General features: G+C 74.0%; 14 protein-coding genes. 6 read left to right on the top strand and 8 right to left on the bottom strand.

Going from position 1 to position 18,185, the window contains the following annotated elements:
• Positions 1 to 26 precede the first annotated feature (26 nt).
• Positions 27 to 737, bottom strand: coding sequence for a formylglycine-generating enzyme family protein (locus ABEA53_RS07360; RefSeq protein ID WP_345480400.1), 711 nt, complete (start codon positions 735 to 737; stop codon positions 27 to 29).
• A gap of 124 nt (positions 738 to 861) precedes the next feature.
• Here ABEA53_RS07360 and glnA (ABEA53_RS07355) point away from each other — a divergent pair, with 124 nt between their 5' ends.
• The 3 genes from glnA (ABEA53_RS07355) (at position 862) to ABEA53_RS07345 (ending at position 6,248) form a co-directional block, all read left to right on the top strand.
• Positions 862 to 2,202: a type I glutamate--ammonia ligase gene (gene glnA, locus ABEA53_RS07355; RefSeq protein WP_345480399.1), complete on the top strand. Its 1,341-nt coding sequence runs from the start codon at positions 862 to 864 to the stop codon at positions 2,200 to 2,202.
• Positions 2,171 to 5,161, top strand: coding sequence for a bifunctional [glutamine synthetase] adenylyltransferase/[glutamine synthetase]-adenylyl-L-tyrosine phosphorylase (locus tag ABEA53_RS07350; RefSeq protein WP_345480398.1), 2,991 nt, complete (start codon positions 2,171 to 2,173; stop codon positions 5,159 to 5,161). The genes glnA (ABEA53_RS07355) and ABEA53_RS07350 overlap by 32 nt, the downstream gene beginning before the upstream one ends.
• Before the next feature lie 253 nt (positions 5,162 to 5,414).
• A complete protein-coding gene (locus ABEA53_RS07345; protein WP_345480397.1) occupies positions 5,415 to 6,248 on the top strand; it encodes an endonuclease domain-containing protein in 834 nt (277 codons plus the stop codon).
• A 154-nt stretch (positions 6,249 to 6,402) separates the two neighbouring features.
• Here ABEA53_RS07345 and glnA (ABEA53_RS07340) read toward each other — a convergent pair whose 3' ends face one another.
• The 3 genes from glnA (ABEA53_RS07340) to ABEA53_RS07330 all read right to left on the bottom strand — a co-directional run bounded on the left by glnA (ABEA53_RS07340) (position 6,403) and on the right by ABEA53_RS07330 (position 9,060).
• Positions 6,403 to 7,839 (bottom strand): type I glutamate--ammonia ligase, encoded by a 1,437-nt coding sequence (gene glnA, locus ABEA53_RS07340; protein WP_345480395.1) that lies wholly within the window; start codon positions 7,837 to 7,839, stop codon positions 6,403 to 6,405.
• A 109-nt stretch (positions 7,840 to 7,948) separates the two neighbouring features.
• The gene (locus tag ABEA53_RS07335) at positions 7,949 to 8,374 is read right to left on the bottom strand and encodes a J domain-containing protein (protein WP_345480394.1); all 426 of its coding nucleotides are present in this window, start codon (positions 8,372 to 8,374) and stop codon (positions 7,949 to 7,951) included.
• Entirely contained in the window at positions 8,371 to 9,060 is a 690-nt protein-coding gene (locus ABEA53_RS07330) for a DUF4191 domain-containing protein (protein WP_345480393.1), read from the bottom strand. The genes ABEA53_RS07335 and ABEA53_RS07330 overlap by 4 nt, the downstream gene beginning before the upstream one ends.
• Before the next feature lie 73 nt (positions 9,061 to 9,133).
• Here ABEA53_RS07330 and ABEA53_RS07325 point away from each other — a divergent pair, with 73 nt between their 5' ends.
• On the top strand, positions 9,134 to 10,273 hold the full coding sequence (locus tag ABEA53_RS07325; protein ID WP_345480392.1) for a hypothetical protein: 1,140 nt from the start codon (positions 9,134 to 9,136) through the stop codon (positions 10,271 to 10,273).
• 11 nt (positions 10,274 to 10,284) lie between these two features.
• Here ABEA53_RS07325 and sucB read toward each other — a convergent pair whose 3' ends face one another.
• The 4 genes from sucB to ABEA53_RS07305 all read right to left on the bottom strand — a co-directional run bounded on the left by sucB (position 10,285) and on the right by ABEA53_RS07305 (position 15,801).
• On the bottom strand, positions 10,285 to 11,868 hold the full coding sequence (sucB, locus tag ABEA53_RS07320) for a 2-oxoglutarate dehydrogenase, E2 component, dihydrolipoamide succinyltransferase (RefSeq protein ID WP_345480391.1): 1,584 nt from the start codon (positions 11,866 to 11,868) through the stop codon (positions 10,285 to 10,287).
• 49 nt (positions 11,869 to 11,917) lie between these two features.
• Complete coding sequence (gene lpdA / locus ABEA53_RS07315; protein ID WP_345480390.1) at positions 11,918 to 13,291, bottom strand: dihydrolipoyl dehydrogenase; 1,374 nt, start codon at positions 13,289 to 13,291, stop codon at positions 11,918 to 11,920.
• 102 nt (positions 13,292 to 13,393) lie between these two features.
• Positions 13,394 to 14,914: a leucyl aminopeptidase gene (locus ABEA53_RS07310; protein WP_345480389.1), complete on the bottom strand. Its 1,521-nt coding sequence runs from the start codon at positions 14,912 to 14,914 to the stop codon at positions 13,394 to 13,396.
• A gap of 44 nt (positions 14,915 to 14,958) precedes the next feature.
• Positions 14,959 to 15,801 (bottom strand): hypothetical protein, encoded by an 843-nt coding sequence (locus ABEA53_RS07305; protein WP_345480388.1) that lies wholly within the window; start codon positions 15,799 to 15,801, stop codon positions 14,959 to 14,961.
• Positions 15,802 to 15,865: 64 nt separating this feature from the next.
• On the opposite strand from ABEA53_RS07305, the gene ABEA53_RS07300 reads away from it, so the two are divergent.
• Both ABEA53_RS07300 and ABEA53_RS07295 read left to right on the top strand, forming a co-directional pair.
• On the top strand, positions 15,866 to 16,783 hold the full coding sequence (locus ABEA53_RS07300; protein WP_345480387.1) for a proteasome assembly chaperone family protein: 918 nt from the start codon (positions 15,866 to 15,868) through the stop codon (positions 16,781 to 16,783).
• Complete coding sequence (locus ABEA53_RS07295) at positions 16,780 to 18,108, top strand: MFS transporter (protein ID WP_345480386.1); 1,329 nt, start codon at positions 16,780 to 16,782, stop codon at positions 18,106 to 18,108. The genes ABEA53_RS07300 and ABEA53_RS07295 overlap by 4 nt, the downstream gene beginning before the upstream one ends.
• Positions 18,109 to 18,185 lie beyond the last annotated feature (77 nt).

The following is an 18,185-nucleotide window of genomic DNA, read 5'->3' as shown; positions in this document are numbered from 1 at the left end:
GCTGCGAGCGTAGACGGGCGTGCCGGTCAGCCGGTCGCCGCCCGCTCGCGGTCCGCGGCGGCCGACCAGCCCTGCACCGCCTCCGCCTCGTCGAGGGCGCCGCGCGCGAACCGGAACCCGACGTCGTCGAGCTGCAGCCGCATCGGCAGGCCGCGCCGGGCGGAGGAGCGCACGTTCGCCGGCTCGTCCGCGAACCCGCCCCCGCGCAGCACGCGGGCGCGGTCGTCGAGCGCGGGGTCGAACGGGTCCCAGCACCACTCCCACACGTTGCCGAGGACGTCGGCCAGCCCGAACGCGTTCGGGCGCTTGCGGCCGACCGGCTGCGGTCCGAGGACGCCGTCGCCGCGGCTCCACGCGACGTCCGCGAGCGCGCCGTAGCGCGGCCCGGTGCTGCCGGCCCGGCAGGCGTACTCCCACTCCGCCTCCGTCGGCAGGCGGTACCCGTCGGCGTCCACGTCCCAGGCGACCTCCTCGCCGTCCACCCGGTAGGCCGGGTCGAGCCCCTCCCACTCCGACGCCGCGTTGCAGGCGCGGATCGCCCGCAGCCAGCTGACCGCCGCCGCAGGGCGGGTGGAGGAGGTCGCCGGGAGGCCGATGAGGTCCGCCAGCTGCGCCTCCGTCACCGGGGTCGCAGCGATCTCGAAGGGCTCGAGGTCGACCGTGCGGCGGCCGAGCCCGCGGGCGTCCTGCAGCAGCACCGCGCCCCCGGGCAGGGCGACCGTCTCGATGTCCGTCACGGGCGTGCGCTCCTCGTCGGCGACGGGCGCGCGCACGCACTGCGCGCGTCGGACGCGGTCGGTAGTTTAGGAACGGCTCCGTCGGGAACGGCCGAGCGCCGTTTCGAGGAGGGGACTGACCGCCGTGGTCGACAAGCAGCGCGATTTCGTGCTCCGCACGATCGAGGAGCGCGGCATCAAGTTCGTCCGCCTCTGGTTCACCGACGTCGTCGGCACCTTGAAGTCGGTGGCGATCGCCCCGGCCGAGGTGGAGGGCGCGTTCGCCGAGGGCATCGGCTTCGACGGCTCCGCGATCGAGGGCTACACGCGCTCGTACGAGGCCGACGTGCTGGCGATGCCGGACCCCGGCACCTTCCAGATCCTGCCCTGGCGCGGGGAGATCGACCCGACCGCCCGCATGTTCTGCGACATCCTCACGCCCGACGGGCAGCCGGCCGCCGCCGATCCGCGCAACGTGCTGAAGCGCGCGCTCGCGAAGGCGAACGATGCGGGCTTCACCTTCTACACGCACCCCGAGATCGAGTTCTACCTGCTGAAGTCGAGCTCCTTCGACTCGGGCGGCCCGGTGCCGGTCGACTCCGCCGGCTACTTCGACAACGTGCCCGGCGGCACCGCGCACGACTTCCGCCGGCGCAGCGTGCGGATGCTCGAGGACCTCGGCATCTCGGTCGAGTTCAGCCACCACGAGGCGGGCCCCGGCCAGAACGAGATCGACCTCCGCTACGCGGACGCGCTCACCACGGCCGACAACATCATGACGTTCCGCACGGTGATCAAGGAGGTGGCGATCGAGCAGGGCGTCTACGCGACCTTCATGCCGAAGCCGCTCTCCGGGCAGCCGGGCAGCGGGATGCACACGCACATGTCGCTGTTCGAGGGCGACTCGAACGCGTTCTTCTCCGCGAGCGGCGAGTACCACCTGTCGACGATCGGCCGCCGCTTCATCGCCGGCCTGCTGCGGCACGCGCCGGAGATCACCGCGGTCACGAACCAGTTCGTCAACTCCTACAAGCGGCTGTGGGGCGGCGACGAGGCGCCGAGCTACGTCTGCTGGGGGCACAACAACCGGTCCGCGCTCGTCCGCGTGCCGCTGTACAAGCCGACCAAGGGCCAGTCGTCCCGCGTCGAGTACCGCGCGATCGACTCCGCCGCGAACCCCTACCTCGCCTACGCCCTGATGCTCGCGGCGGGGCTGAAGGGCATCGAGGAGGGCTACGAGCTGCCCGCCGAGGCGGAGGACGACGTGTGGTCGCTGTCCGACGGCGAGCGGCGCGCGCTGGGCTACGACCCGCTGCCCGCGAACCTCGACAGCGCGATCCGCCTCATGGAGGAGTCGGAGCTCGTCGCCGAGACGCTGGGGGAGCGGGTCTTCCGCCATGTCCTCGCGAACAAGCGGCGCGAGTGGGAGGCGTACCGGGCGCAGGTGACCCCGTATGAGCTCGCCAGCAACCTCGAGCTCCTCTAGGGGCGGCAGGGCGGAGACCCGCCTCACCGACCTCGCCCGCGCCGGGTTCGTCGACCTGACGGCAGCGCGCGCGGACGCGGACGAGCTGGCGGGCCGCCTCGGCATCGCGGGTCCGGCCGTGCTCGACGCGTTCGGGCGCACCGTCGGTGCGCCCGACGAGGCCCTGCACATGCTGTGCCGCCTCGCGGAGAAGGCACCGGAGGAGGTCGGGGCGCTGTTCGCCGACCCGGGCGCCGCCCGTCGGGTCGCGCTCGTGCTCGGCGCCTCCACGGGGCTCGCGGACTTCCTCCTTCGCCGTCCGGACGCGCTCGCGGCGCTGCTCGTGCCCCTCGGGGGCCCGCAGTCGCCGGAGTCGCTGCGCGCCGCGCTGCTGGGCGCCGTGGGCGCCGTCGACGGCGTCGCCGCGGTCGCGGGCGCCGAAGGGCGCCGCGCGCTGCGGGTCGCGTACCGCCGCGAGCTGACGCGACTGGCCGCCTGGGACCTCGAGCAGCCGTCGGGCGCCGCGGTGTTCGAGCGGGTCGCCGCGGCGCTGTCCGATCTCGCCGCGGCGGCGCTGGACGCCGCGCTCGCCGTCGCCCGGGCGGAGGTCGGCGCGACTGGCGGAGCCGAGCGCGTGCGCGCGATCCGCCTCGCGGTGATCGGCATGGGCAAGGCGGGCGCGCGCGAGCTGAACTACGTCAGCGACGTCGACGTGATCTTCGTCGCGGAGCGCGCCGACCCCGACGCGAGCATCGACCCCGTGCCGATCGCGACGCGCCTCGCGGTCGTGCTGATGCGCGTCATCGACGACACGGACGTCGAGCCGTCGCTCTGGCAGGTCGACGCGAACCTCCGGCCCGAGGGCCGCAACGGCGCGCTGGTCCGCACGCTCTCCTCCCACCTCGGCTACTACGAGCGCTGGGCCGCCGGGTGGGAGTTCCAGGCGCTGCTGAAGGCGTGGCCGCTCGCCGGGGACCGCGCCCTCGGCCTGCAGTACGTGGAGGCGCTGCAGCCGCGCGTGTGGCAGGCGTCGGCGCGCGAGGAGTTCGTGCAGGACGTGCAGCGCATGCGCCAGCGGGTGGAGCAGCACATCCCGGCGGGGCAGACCGACCGGCAGCTGAAGCTCGGGCCGGGCGGGCTGCGCGACGTGGAGTTCACCGTGCAGCTGCTGCAGCTCGTGCACGGCCGCACGGACGACCGCGTGCACGCCAGGGCGACCCTCCCGGCCCTCCGGTCCCTGACGGAGCGCGGCTACGTCGGCCGCGTGGAGGCCGCGGAGTTCGGCGAGGACTACCGGATGCTGCGGCTCGTCGAGCACCGCCTGCAGCTGCGCCGCCTGCAGCGCACGCACCTCCTGCCGACCGACGAGGCGGAGCTGCGGGTCATCGCGCGCGCGAGCGGCCTCGCCGCCGACGGCGCCGAGCTGTCGGAGCGGATCGGCCGGGTGCGCTCGCGGGTGCGGGGCCTGCACCAGCGGCTGTTCTACCGGCCCCTGCTGACGGCGGTGAGCAACCTGCCGGAGGACGAGCTGATGCTCACGACCGAGGCGGCGGTCGACCGCCTCGCGGGCATCGGGTTCCTCGACCCCAAGGGCGCGCTGCAGCACATCGCCGCGCTCACCGCGGGCGTCTCCCGCCGCGCCGCGATCCAGCGGACGCTGCTGCCGGTCCTGCTGCAGTGGTTCGCGGAGGGGCCCGCGCCCGACATGGGGCTGCTGGCGTTCCGGCGCCTGTCCGAGCGCCTCGGCGACACCGCGTGGTACCTCCGCATGCTGCGGGACTCGCCGACCGCCGCCCGCCGGCTCGCGACCGTGCTGTCCGAGTCGCGGTTCGTCGTCGGGCTGCTCGAGACGAACCCGGAGGCGGCGGCCTGGCTCGAGCGCGACGCGGACCTGCGCCCGCGGCCTCGTGCGACGCTGCGCGCCGAGACGTCCGCCACCGTGCTGCGGCACGGCACGCGCGACGCCGCCGCGTCCGCGCTCCGCACCGCCCGCCGCCGCGAGGTGCTGCGGCTCGCGCTCGGGGCGCTCCTCGGCACGATCACGGTGCAGGAGCTGGGGCCGGCGCTCGCCGACGTCACCACGGCGCTGCTCGCCGGAAGCGTCCGCAGCGTGCGGCGCGACGAGGGCCCGTGGCCGGAGTTCGCGATCGTCGCCATGGGCCGGTACGGGGGAGCGGAGCTCGGCTTCGGCTCCGATGCCGACGTCGTCGCGGTGTACCGCGCGATCGCCGGCATGCCCGACGACGTCGCGCAGAAGCAGGCGAACGTGCTCGTCGCCGAGGTGAAGCGGCTCACGACCGACCCGCGGCTGCCGCTCGACCTCGACCTCGACCTGCGGCCGGAGGGGCGCAACGGGCCCGTGGTGCGCTCCCTGCGGTCCTACGAGGCCTACTACGCCCGCTGGTCGCTGACGTGGGAGTCCCAGGCGCTCCTGCGCGCCCACGGCGTCGCGGGCGACCGCACGCTCGTCGTCGACTTCGAGGCGCTCGCCGACCGCCTCCGCTACCCCGAGTCGCTCGACGAGGGCGCGGTGCGGGAGATCCGCCGCATCAAGGCGCGGATGGAGACCGAGCGGCTGCCCCGCGGCGCCGACAAGGAGCGCCACCTGAAGCTCGGGCCCGGCGGCCTGTCCGACGTGGAGTGGATCGTGCAGCTGCTGCAGCTGCAGCATGCCGACCGCGTCCCGGCGCTGCGGACCCGGAGCACGCTCGGCGCGCTCGACGCCGCGGTCGCCGCGGGCCTGATCGACCGCGACGACGCCGCGCAGCTGCGGGCCGCGTGGGTGCTCACCTCCCGCCTCCGCAGCGCGATCACGCTCTGGACGAACCGCACCTCCGACCTGCTGCCGACGGACCGCGCAGCGCTCGAGGGCATCGCCCGGATCCTCGAGTACCCGCCGGGCTCCGCCGCGCAGCTCGAGGACGACCTGCTGCGCACCACCCGCCGCGCCCGCACGATCTTCGAGCGCCTCTTCGCCTGACCGCCCGGCCTTCCCGATCCGGTCCGAGCACCTCGGCAGGCCGGATCCTCCTGAGCAGGCTCAGCGGCCGGATCTGGGCCTGCTGAAGGACTTCCAGCCTGCTCGAGCGCTCGGAAGGCTGGAGGCGAACGGGAGGAGGTGGCGGAGGCAGGGGCGGCGATGCGCTCCTCCCCGACCCTCATCTGCACCGATCCGTGCTCTGAGGACGTGCGTGCACCGTACGCGGGGCAGGAGTCGGCGAATGTGCCTCGCCATGGGAGCCTTCTCGTTCTTCACCACGGCCGAGCTGCGTGCCGAGGGCTACACGCTCGAGCGCGTCCGCGCGGAGGTCGGCGCCGGCGCCCTCGAGCGCGTGATCCGCGGCTGGTACTGCAGGCCGGGAGCCGACCGCGGCGCCGTCAGGGCGATGCGACTCGGCGGCCGGATCAGCTGCGTGTCGGCGCTCGCCCTGCTCGGAGGATGGCTCCCGCCGGATGCCGGGCTCCACGTCGGGTTCCCGTCGCACGCGTCCGGCAGGCGGCTCGCACACCGGGGGGCGCCCGACGACGTCGTGGCCCACTGGCACCCGAAGGCGGCGGCCTCCGTTTCAGCCTTCGCGGTGACACCGGTCGACCAGGCCATCGCCGACGTCCTCGTCTGCCAGCCGCCTCGCTTCGTCGTCGCGACGCTCGACTCGTTGCTGCACAAGCGGGTGGTGCAGCGGAACCGCATCGGCGCGCTCGTGCTGCAGGGACCGCTGCGCACCCACTACCTGGCGAGCAGGCTCGATGCCGAATCGGGGTCGGGCATCGAGTCGATCGTGCGGTTCGGGCTGTGGGCCGCCGGGGTCGAGGTCCGGATCCAGGTCGTGGTGCGCGGCGCGTACCGGGTCGACGTCCTCATCGACGACTGGCTCGTGCTGGAGCTGGACGGCAGGGAGACCCACGCGCAGCGACAGGCCTTCACCGCCGACCGGCGCCGCGAAGCCACGATCATGCGCGACGGCCGGATCGTGCTCCGCTTCTCCTACGCCACGGTCGTCTACGAGTGGGACTTCCTCGTCGACAGCGTCCGTGACGTCCTCCGCCACCACGCCCCGGTCCGCTGACCGATCCGGAGCACCTCAGCAGGTTCCAGGCGCTCCAGCAGGCCAGAAGACCGCCCTGCGGCCTGCTGAAGTACGACCGGCCTGCTCAAGTGCTGCGCCCGGGAACGACGGAGGCCGTCGCCCAGAAGGGCGACGGCCTCGCGTGCGGTACGGGTCAGACGCCGTAGTAGAGCTCGTACTCGAAGGGGTGGGGACGAGCCGCGAGCGGCTTGATCTCCTTCTCGCGCTTGTAGTCGATCCACGTCTCGATGACCTCGGGCGTGAACACGTTGCCCGCGGTCAGGTAGTCGTGGTCGGCCTCGAGCGCGTCGAGCACCAGGTCGAGCGAGCCCGGCACCTGCGGGATGAGCTTCGCCTCCTCCGGGGGCAGCTCGTACAGGTCCTTGTCGACCGGCTCGTGCGGCTCGATGCGGTTCTGGATGCCGTCGATGCCGGCCATCAGCTGCGCGGCGAACGCGAGGTACGGGTTGCCGGAGGCGTCGGGCGCGCGGAACTCGATGCGCTTCGCCTTCGGGTTGGTGCCCGTGATCGGGATGCGGATCGCGGCGGAGCGGTTGCCGGCCGAGTAGACCAGGTTCACCGGCGCCTCGTAGCCCGGCACCAGGCGGTGGTAGCTGTTCGTCGTCGGGTTCGTGAAGGCGAGCAGCGACGGGGCGTGCTTCAGGATGCCGCCGATGTACCAGCGCGCGATGTCGGAGAGCCCGCCGTAGCCGGCCTCGTCGTAGAACAGCGGCTGGCCGCCGTTCCAGAGCGACTGGTGGGTGTGCATGCCCGAGCCGTTGTCGCCGAACAGCGGCTTCGGCATGAACGTGGCGGTCTTGCCCCACTGCCGAGCGGTGTTCTTGACGATGTACTTGAACTTCAGGATGTCGTCGGCCGCGTGCACGAGCGTGTCGAAGCGGTAGTTGATCTCGCCCTGACCGGCGGTGCCGACCTCGTGGTGCGCGCGCTCGAGGATCAGGCCGGCCTCGATGAGCTTCAGCGAGATGTCGTCGCGGAGGTCCGCGTGCTGGTCGACGGGGCTCACCGGGAAGTAGCCGCCCTTGTAGGGCGTCTTGTTGGCCAGGTTGCCGCCGATCTCCTCGCGGCCGGAGTTCCACGCCGCCTCGGAGGAGTCGACCTTGTAGAAGCTCGAGCCCTGCGACACCTCGTAGCGGACGTCGTCGAAGATGTAGAACTCGGCCTCGGGGGCGAAGAACGCGGTGTCCGCGAGGCCCGTGGAGGCGAGGTAGTTCTCCGCCTTGTGGGCGATCTGGCGGGGGTCCTTCGCGTAGATCTCGCCGTTGCGCGGGTTGTAGATGTCGAAGACCAGGATCAGGGTGCGCTCGACGCGGAACGGGTCGACGTACGCCGTCGAGATGTCCGGGATGAGCTGCATGTCCGACTCGTGGATGTTCGCGAAGCCGCGGATCGAGGAGCCGTCGAAGAGCTGGCCGACGGAGAAGAACTCCTCGTCGACGGTCGATGCCGGGATGTTGAAGTGCTGCTGCACGCCCGGCAGGTCGGTGAACCGGATGTCGAGGAACTTGACGTCCGTGTCCTTGATGAACTTGATGACCTCGGACGAGTCCGTGAACTTGGGGGTGGGCATGCGGCTGTCGATCTCCTGCGCGTGGTCCGGGGAGGAGCTGCGGTGCCGCAGTCCGAGACCAGGCTAGGCGCCGCCGCGTTTCGATCAGATTTCGGCGGTGTTACGACACCTAGGGCGCGGTGGTCGCGGCGGGCCCCGCGGGCGGTGCCTCGACGCCGAAGCCGAGCCCCTGCTGCAGGCTCACCAGCCCGATGAGCAGGAAGGCGAGCAGCACCAGCACGACCAGGGAGTCGCCGATGCCGCGGCCCTCGACCCGCCGGTACTGCACGCCGTCGGCGCCCGGCGCCCAGGCGGAGGCGGTCGGCGGTGCAGGAGGCGCCGGCTCGAGCAGGACGTCCCGGGCCCGCGTCAGGCGATCGAACGCCTCGGCGGCCGACCGCCGCCCGGCCTCGTCCGAGTCCGGCAGGAGATCCGGGTGGGTGGTCCTCGCCGCGCGGAGGTAGGCGCGCTGGACCTCCGCGGGCGTCGCCGTCGCGGGCACGCCGAGCAGCGCGGCCGCCTCCGGGCGCGGCATCGCAGGACCGCGGGCGGTCACCGACGGACGGGACGCGCCTTGGTGGGGTCGATGCCCTTCGGCACGGGCACGCCGCCGGCGAGCGACTCGAGTCGGTTGCTCACGGCGAGCACCTCGGCACGGGTCAGCTTGGCCTTCAAGCGGGCCAGGCTCCGGTTGATCTGACCGAGCCGGATCTCGCCCTCGTCCGGACCGACGCGGAGCACGGACACGGGCACGTTCGGCGCGACGCGCGTGACCTTGCGGCGCTCCTCGTCGACGAGCCGCTGCGTGCGGCCCTTCGGTCCCTCGGCGATCAGCACGACGCCCGGTCGTCCGACGGCGCGGTACACGGCGTCGCGCGTGCGCGGGTTGACCGCGACGGGGATCTCGCTGCCGCGCCAGCCGCGGCGCAGCGTGGCGCGCAGCACCGCGCCGACCGCGCCCTGCTGACCCTCCATGCGGGCGTAGGCCGCGCGCTCGGCGCGACGGTTCATCACGATGAGCGCCGCGAGGAAGCCGGCGACCACGCCGAGCACGACCCAGAGGATCGCGCCGAGCACGGTGCCCGCGAGCACGGCGAGCACGATGCCGATCGCGAGCGGCACGAGGAACGCCAGCAGCATCCACCAGACGACGGCGGAGTCGACCTTCCTCGTCATGTGGAAGACGTCGACGAGCTGCTTGACGCGGCCCGGCTCCTTGGCCGGGCGAGCGGAACGGGCCATGTGAGCAGCGTATCCGCTCCTCCACAGGCCGGACGGGCCGCCGGGCCGCCCCGAGGGGGCACGCTGCTCCGCCATGAGCGGAACCGAGGTGGACGGCGAGGTCGTGCGCCGCCTGCGACCCGATCGCACCGAGTGCCTCGAGGCCCTGCTGATCGGGGCCGGTCCGCACCTCGTGCCGGTCGTCGACGTCGGCACCGCCGCGAACGGCGACCTGCTGGTTGTGCTGCCGACCCCGGCGGTCCGCCTGCCGCAGCTGCTCGCGGGCGGACCGACCGCGGGGGAGGCGATCACCGTGCTGGTGCCGCTCGCGCAGGCGCTGCAGCGGCTGCACGCCGCGGGCGTGGCCCACGGCTCCATCGCCGCGGACGCCGTGCAGCTCGACGCGGACGGCAGCCCGTCGTGGACCGCGCCCGTCGAGCCGACCCTGCTGCGGCGCGTCGGCCCCGCGGCGTTCGAGGAGCGGGCCGCCGAGGACGTCTCCGCCTTCCGCGCGCTCGGGGCGGTGCTGCTCGGCCCCGTCGGGCTCGCGGTGCCCGAGGGCGTCGACCTCGTCGCCCTCGCCGTGGCCCTCTTCGCGCTGGCGCCGGCGGAGCCGGTACGGCTCCGCCCGGTGATCCCCGTGCCCGGCGCGCCGCTCGGGCCGCCCTCACGGCTGGTGCCGGCCGCGGCGCTCCCCGAGCAGGCGGTCGCGCCGCCTGTCACGGGCGTCGGCGCCCGCGCGCTCGGCGCGATCGGCGGGCTGCGGACGGTGCGCACCCGGGTCTGGGCCGCCCTCGGCGGGGTCGCGGTGCTGCTGGTCGCGGCCGCGGTGCTGCTGCCGGCGGGGGAGGAGGCGCCCGCCGCATCGCTGCCCCGACCCGTCCGCTCCGCCGCGCCGTCAGCGGCACCGCCGTCGGTGCGGCCCCTGCCGCGGACGGCGTCCGGGCGGGAGGCGATCCCGGCGCTGCTCGCGGAGCGCGATCGGTGCCTCGCTGCGGGCAGCGAGGCCTGCCTGCGTCGGGTGGATGCGGCCGGTTCGCCGGTGCTCGAGGCGGACCTCGATGCGGTGCGGGCCGGTTCTCCCGCCGTCCGGATCGACCGGACCCGTCTGCGCCTCCCGAGCGGCGACGGCGCCACGGCGCTGGCGACCGCGGGCGGTGCGACCGTGCTCGCCGTCCGGGAGCAGAACGGCTGGAGGCTCCGCGACGTCGTCGCGGAGCCTCCGAAGGGGTGAGGAGGATGTCCTCAGATGCCGAGCGATCCCCGGAAGTCGCCGCCCTCGAGACGCTGCTTGACCGCGGTCAGGAAGCGTGCCGCGTCGGCGCCGTCCACGATCCGGTGGTCGTAGCTGAGCGCCAGGTACACCGTCGAGCGGATCGCGATCGACTCGCTGCCGTCGGCGGTGGTGACGATGGCGGGCTTCTTGACGACCGCGCCCGTGCCGAGGATCGCGACCTGCGGCAGGAAGACGAGCGGGGTGTCGAACAGGGCGCCGCGCGACCCGGTGTTGGTCAGCGTGAAGGTGCCGCCCGCGAGCTCGTCCGGCTTCAGCTTGTTGTCGCGCGTCCGGCTCGCGAGGTCCGCGATCTGGCCCGCGAGGTCGGCGATCGAGCGGCCGCCCGCGTTCCGGATGACCGGCGTGAGCAGCCCGCGCTCGGTGTCGACGGCGATCGACACGTTCTCCGTGTCCGGGTAGACGATCGAGTCGCCGTCCACGGTCGCGTTGATGATCGGGTACTGCTGCAGCGCCTCGACCGCGGCGAGGGCGAAGAACGGCAGGAACGACAGCTTCTGCCCGCTCTTGGCGAGGAACTCGTCCTTGACCGCGGCGCGCAGCTTGGCGACCGCCGTCACGTCGACCTCGACGACCGTCGTGAGCTGGGCGGTCGACTGCATCGAGACGACGGCGCGCTCCGCGACGACCTTGCGGAGGCGCGACATCTTCACCGTCGTGCCGCGCAGCGGCGACGGCTCGACGGGCTCGGCCGGAGCGGCAGCGGCGGCCGGCGCGGACTCGGCGGCGGCAGGGGCCTTCGCCTCGGCCGCGGCGAGCACGTCCTCCTTGCGGATGCGGCCTCCGACGCCCGAGCCCTGCACGGACGACAGGTCGACGCCGCGGTCGTGCGCGAGCTTGCGGACGATGGGCGTGACGTACGGCGCAGCGGCGTGCGCCCCGCCGGCCTGGTCGGCCGGGGCGGCGGGCTGCGCCGGCGCGGGTGCGGGTGCGGCCGGAGCCGGAGCGGGCGCTGCGGCGGCGGGCGCCGGTGCGGGCGCGGCCGGCGTCGGCGGCGTGCTCGGGGAGGAGGCGTCCCGGGAGGCGTCCTGGCCCGGCTCGGCGTCGACCGAGCTGGTCGCCTCCTGCGCCAGCGGCGGCTGCGAGCCGCCGGCCGACGGCGCGACCTCGTCCTCGGGCTGCGGCGTCGTGTAGGAGGCGCCGGCGGAGGCGTCCTCCTCCGGCAGCTGGTGCGGGGCCGGCTGCGGAGCGGGCGCGGACTGCGCCGGTGCGGGCTGCGCGGGCTCCGGCTCCTGCTCCACCGGGGCCGACTCGGCCTCCTCGGGCTGGGGCGCGGACTCGGACGAGGCGGACCCCGAACCGTCGCCGATGCGGACCAGCTCGGCGCCGACCTCCACCGTCTCGTCCTCCTGGACGAGGATCTCCTCGATCACCCCGGCGACGGGGGAGGGGATCTCGGTGTCGACCTTGTCGGTGGAGACCTCGAGCAGGGGCTCGTCGACCTCGACCGAGTCGCCGACCTGCTTCAGCCAGCGGGTCACCGTGCCCTCGGTGACGCTCTCGCCGAGCGCCGGAAGGGTGACGGACTCACTCATCGGATGGTTCCTTTCGGGCGGCGGCGGTGCCGTCGGACGGGGTGCGGGATCAGAGGGCGTGCAGGGGCTTGCCGGCGAGGGCGAGGAAGGCCTCGCCGAGCGCCTCGTACTGCGTGGGGTGACCGTGGAGGTACGGAGCGATGTCCTCCGGGTAGGCCTCCCAGTTCACGACCAGCTGCGCCTCGCCGATCAGCTCGCCGACGCGGGAGCCGATGCCGTGGACGCCGATGACGGGGCCGTCCTTGACGCGCACGACCTTGATCGAACCGGACGTGCCGATGATCTCGCTGCGCGCGTTGCCCGCGAGGCTGTAGTCGTAGGCGATCACGGCGTCACGGCCGTACTGCTCGACGGCCTTCGCCTCGGTCAGGCCGACGGACGCGACTTCGGGGTCGCTGTACGTGATGCGCGGGACGTTCACGTCGGAGACGATCGCCGGGTTCAGGCCCGCGATCTCCTCGGCCACGAAGATCCCCTGCTGGAAGCTGCGGTGCGCGAGCTGCAGGCCGAAGACGATGTCGCCGACGGCGTAGACGCCGGGCAGCGAGGTCTCGAGCCGGTCGTTCACCGTGACGAAGCCGCGGTCGATCGCGACGCCGGCCTCCTCGAAGCCCATGCCGGCCGTCGACGGCCCGCGGCCGACGGCGACGAGCAGCAGCTCGGCCTCGATCGTCTTGCCGTCCTCGAGCGTGATGACGACGCCGGACTCGTTCTGCGTGACCGACTGGAAGCGGATGCCGAGCGAGTACTGGATGCCGCGCTTGCGGTACGCGCGCTCCAGCGCCTTCGACAGCACCTCCTCCTCGTTCGGGATGAGGTGGGGCAGCGCCTCGATGATCGTGACGTCGGCGCCGAAGGACTTCCAGGCGCTCGCGAACTCGACCCCGATGACGCCGCCGCCGAGCACGGCGACCTTCTTCGGCACGAAGTCGAGGTCGAGCGCCTTCTCCGAGTCGATGACGCGGCCGCCCAGCTCGAGGCCGGGCAGCGAGCGGGAGTAGGAGCCGGTCGCCAGCACGATCTTCTTGCCGGTGATCGTGGAGTCCCCGACGTGCACCTGGGTCGCGGACGCGAGGTGCCCGAACCCGTCGATCGTCGTCACGCCGCGCGCCTTGAGCAGCGACTGCAGGCCCTTGAACTTCTTGGCCACGATGCCGGTGCGGTAGGAGGTGACGCCCGCGATGTCGACCGAGTCGAAGGAGGCGCGGATGCCGTAGTGCTCGGCGTCCCGGGCGGCGTCCGCGACCTCGGCCGCGTGGAGGAGGGCCTTGGTGGGGATGCAGCCGCGGTGCAGACAGGTCCCGCCGACCTTGTCCTTCTCGATCACCGCGACCGACATGCCGAGCTCCGCTGCACGCAGGGCCGCGGCGTAGCCGCCGCTGCCGCCGCCGAGGATCACGAGGTCGAAGGACTGGTCTGGCACGTCGTCGGTACTCCCGTTCTCGTCGCTGGGCGCGACCGAGAGCGACCGCCCCGCCGGTCGTCCGCCGACTGCGATGCCCCGCCCCGGAGCGCCGCTGGAACCCTACTCCTTGCCGGGTGCGGAGAGGCTCGCAGCGACCCCGGTGGAGGCCAGGTCCTCGAGCAGGGCCACCAGCGTGCGCAGCATGACGCCGGTCGGGCCCGAGCCCGTCGCGCCGTACGCGCCGCCCTTGTTCTCCGCCGCGCCGGCGATGTCGAGGTGCACCCACGGCACGGGGGAACCGTCCTCCCGCTCGGGGACGAACTCGCGCAGGAACTGCCCGGCGACGAGCGCGCCGCCGGCCGTGTTGCCGATCTTCACGTTCGCGATGTCGGCGACGTCGGAGGCGAGGATCGCGCGCAGCTCCTCCGGCAGCGGCAGGTGCCAGACGAGCTCGCCGGCGCGCTTCGCGGCGGCCTGCGTGCGCGCGACGAGGGCGCCGTCGCCCATGGCGCCGACGTAGCGGGTGCCGAGCGCGGTGATGATCGCGCCGGTCAGGGTGGCGACGTCGACGAGCACGTCGGGGTGCTCCTCGCCGGCGGCGACCATGCCGTCGGCGAGCACGAGGCGGCCCTCGGCGTCGGTGTTCAGCACCTCGACGGTGCGGCCGCCGCGGATGCGCAGCACGTCGTTCGGGCGGATCGCGCTGCCGGACGGCATGTTCTCCGCGATGCACAGCCATGCGGTCACCGCGATCGGCAGCTCGAGCCGGGCGGCGGCGGTGACGGCGGCGAGCACGGTCGCGGCGCCGGTCATGTCGTACTTCATGCCGACCATGGAGGCGCCGGGCTTCAGCGAGAGCCCGCCGGAGTCGAAGGTGATGCCCTTGCCCACGAGGGCGACCGACTCGGTCGCGCCGTCGGGCGCCCAGCCGACCCGGACCAGCCGCGGCGGGCGCACGGAGCCCTGCCCGACGCCGAGGATGCCGCCGAAGCCGTCGGCCTCGAGCGCCTGCTCGTCCCAGACCTTCACCGTCGCGCCCGCGGCCTCCGCCGCCTCCACGGCCCGGTGCGCGAGCACGGCGGGCGGCTGGTCGTTCGGCGGCGCGTTGACCAGGTCCTTCACCAGGGCGACGGCGTCCGCGAGCACGGCGGCGCGGTGCAGCGCGGCCCGGGACTCCGCCTCGTCGTGGCCGAGCACGGTGATGCGGGCGACGGGCGCCTTCTGCGCCGCGAGGGTGCGGTCGCGGTAGGCGGTGTAGGCGTACGCGCCGAGCGCCGCGCCCTCGAGCACCGCGTCGAGCGCCTCGGCGTCCTCCACGGGCAGGGCGAGCGCGACGTGCTCGGAGCCGGCGAGGCGGCGGACCGCGTTCGCGGCGGCGGCGCGCAGCGAGTCGGCGTCGACGGCGCGGCCGACGCCGACGAGCAGCACGGAGCGGGCCGCCGTGCCGGTGCCCGGCAGTCGAGCGACGTCGCCGGCGGCGCCGGTCGCCCCGATCGCGGCGGGGTCGAGGTCGGGCAGCTCGGCGCCCTCCGGCAGCACCAGCGCGGGGCCCTCCTCGGCGGAGCGGACGGCGACGACGAGGACGTCGGCCTCGATGCGCGCGGGGGCGGTCAGGGCGACGGCGAGCTGAGGAGCGACCATGCCGGAAGCCTAGGGAGGACGGCCTGACGCCCTGCCCCGCGGGTTCAGGCTCCCGGGAACCGCAGCTCGTCGTGCCGCGCGACGAGTAGATCGCCCTCGTCGCGGAAGCCGAGCACCCGGAGCCCGTCGAGCGCGCGATCGGCGATGAGCCGGACGCGTCCCGCGTCGACCGCGGCCCGGCACGCGGCCCAGGCCAGCTCCGCGAGCGCACGCCGGTCCGGGGTGCGCAGCTCCAGCACGGCGATGCGCGCCGCCTCGGCGCCGTCCATGACGACCACCGCCTGGCCGGCTCTGAGGGAGTCCGCCGCGCCCCGATCGATCTGCAGCCACGCGATCAGCGAGCCGTCCGCGACCGCGCGGCGTCCGGCGTCCCCGTCGAGGCCCGCCGCGTCGAGGAACCGTCCGGGATCGGCGATCGGCTCGAGGTCGTCCTCGTGCGAGGCCACGACCGCGAACCGCTCGCCGGACGCCGCCATGGCGGCCCGGGCCGTACGGAGGGCGCCGGGAGAGGCCTCGAGCGGCACCTCGCCCACGAACCAGCCGCTCGACGACTGACGCGCGGGCTGCAGCAGCACGCCGTCGGCGGTGCTCGTCCGGCCCGCCCACGAGACGAGTCCCGTGTCGAGGTCCTCCATCAGCAGCAGCGCCAGCTCGCCGATCGCGTCGTCGAGCTCGAAGTCCTCCCCGAGGACCTCCTGCGGCAGGTCGGGACAGGGGAAGCGGACGAGGTAGCGGGCCGGGTCCGATCGCCAGTGGAAGGCCACCTCGACGGCGCCGTCCACCGCGCTCGCGCTGAGGAGGGCGAACCCGTCGGTGACCGCGCCCGGGCGCCGCCAGGACCCGGCGAGCCGATCGACGAGCTCCGCGAGGTCGGGGACGCGTGCCATGGAGGCGACGCCAGGCCGCCCCCGCAGCGCCGGGCGACGTCGGCGGCCTCGGTAGAATCGGGGGATGCGCGAGCCGGAGGGACTGTACGAGCTCACGCCGGAGGCGGACGAGGTGCCCCGCGGGCTGCCGCTGGTCGCCGGGCTGACGGGCTTCGCCGACGCCGGTGCCGCGGTGCAGCAGCTCACCGACTACTTCACGGACACCAGCTCGCCGGTGCCGGTGGCGGTGTTCGACGACGACGAGCTGCTCGACTACCGCGCCCGGCGCCCGGTCATCGAGTTCGACGAGGACCACCTCGCGTCCTACACGCCCGCGCAGCTCGTGCTGAGCCTGGCGCGCGACGAGATCGGTCGGCCCTTCCTGCTGCTGACCGGCTACGAGCCCGACTTCCAGTGGAACCGCTTCGCGGCCGCGGTACTGGGGCTGATCGACCGGTTCGAGGTCTCGTCGACGACGTGGGTGCAGGCGATCCCCATGCCCGTGCCGCACACGCGGCCGCTGCAGGTGACGGTGGGCGGCACGCGCCAGGACCTGATCGACTCGATGAGCGCCTGGCGTCCGACGACCCGCGCGCCCTCGAACGTGCTGCACCTCGTCGAGTTCCGTCTCGCCGAGCTCGGCCGCGACGTCGCCGAGTTCGTGCTCCTGGTGCCGCACTACCTCGCCGACACCGAGCTGCCGGCCACGGTCTCCAAGGGCCTGGAGTCCGTGTCGGCCGCGACCGGCCTGCTGTTCCCGATCGACGCCGTCCGCGACCGGTCGCGCGACTTCCTCGCCCGGGTCGACGAGCAGGTCGGCGCGAACGAGGAGCTCGCCTCCCTCGTGCGCACGCTCGAGCAGCGCCACGACGCCTACATGGCCGGCAACCCGGTGCGCTCGCCGCTGACCGACGACGAGGGCGAGGTGCCGAGCGCCGACGAGCTCGCCGCGGAGCTCGAGAAGTTCCTCGCGATCCGGCGCTTCAACGACGACGAGGCGTGACCGCCTCCCGACGGGAGGTGCGCGCCTGGCTCGTCTTCGGCGGCGCGACCGTCGCCTACCTCTGCGCGGTGATGCAGCGCAGCACCCTCGGCGTCGCCGGGGTGGCCGCAGCGCAGCGGTTCGAGACGTCCGCCGCCGCGCTGTCGACGCTCGGCGTGGTGCAGCTGCTCGTCTACGCGATGCTGCAGATCCCCGTCGGCGTGCTCGTCGACCGGTTCGGCCCGAAGGCGGTCATCGCCGTCGGCGCCGCGCTGATGGCGGCCGGCCAGGTGACGGTCGGGCTCGCGGAGACGCTGCCCGTCGCGGTGCTCGGCCGGATGCTCGTCGGCGCGGGCGACGCGACGACCTTCATCGCGGCCCTGCGGCTCGTCAACGCGTGGTTCCCGGCGCCGCGGGTGCCCGTGCTGAGCCAGTGGCTCGGGAACCTCGGCCAGCTCGGCCAGGTGCTCTCCGCGGTGCCGTTCGCAGCCATCCTCGGCCTCGCCGGCTGGACCACCGCCTTCTTCGGCGTCGCCGGGGTGTCCGGCGTCGCGCTCGTGGTGGTGCTCGCCCTCGTCGTGGACGCGCCCGCGGGGGTGCGCACCGGGTCCGCCGACCTGCGCACCGCCCTCCGCGCCCTCCGCGCCGCGCTCGGCCGGAGGGGGACGAGGCTCGGCTTCTGGGCGCACTTCGTCACGCAGTCGAGCGGCGTCGTCTTCGCGCTGCTCTGGGGCTACCCGTTCCTCGTCTCCGCGGTCGGCATGCCGCGGCCGGAGGCGTCCGCCCTGCTGACCGTGCAGGTCCTGGCGGGCTTCCTGATCGGCCCGCTGATCGGCGGCCTCACCGGTCGCTTCCCGCTGCGCCGCTCCAACCTCGTCCTCGGCATCGTGCTGCTGCTCGGCTCCGCGTGGACGCTGGTCCTGCTCTGGCCCGGGCGGCCGCCGCTCGTCGTGCTGGTGCTGCTGGTCCTCGCGATGGGCATCGGGGGCCCGGGCTCGCAGATCGGCTTCGACTACGCGCGCACCTACAACCCGCCCGAGGGGCTCGGGGGAGCGAGCGGCTTCGTGAACGTCGGCGGCTTCACCGCGAGCTTCACGATGATGTTCCTGATCGGCGTGCTGCTCGACGCCCAGCACGCGGCGACCGGCGCGCCCCTGTACTCGCTCGGCGCCTTCAAGGTCGCGCTGTCGGTGCAGTACCTGATCGTCGGCGCAGGCGCCGTCGCGTTCCTCGTCACCCGCCGTCTGGCGCGGCGCGACCTGCTCCGGGACGAGGGCGTGGACGCCGGTCCGCTCTGGCGTGCGGTCCGCTACAGGGCCGTCGCCCGCAGGTCCCGGAGGGGTTGACCCGACACGCCGCGGCGCGTGTACAATTGTAGGACTGCCGGGGACCGCGCCACGGGGGCACGGGAACACGCACGCTC

It is taken from the genome of Amnibacterium soli (assembly GCF_039544415.1).
GTDB lineage: Bacteria > Actinomycetota > Actinomycetes > Actinomycetales > Microbacteriaceae > Amnibacterium > Amnibacterium soli.
Note: the sequence above shows the minus strand (reverse complement) of the source record. Positions and strands in the feature narration are given on the sequence as shown.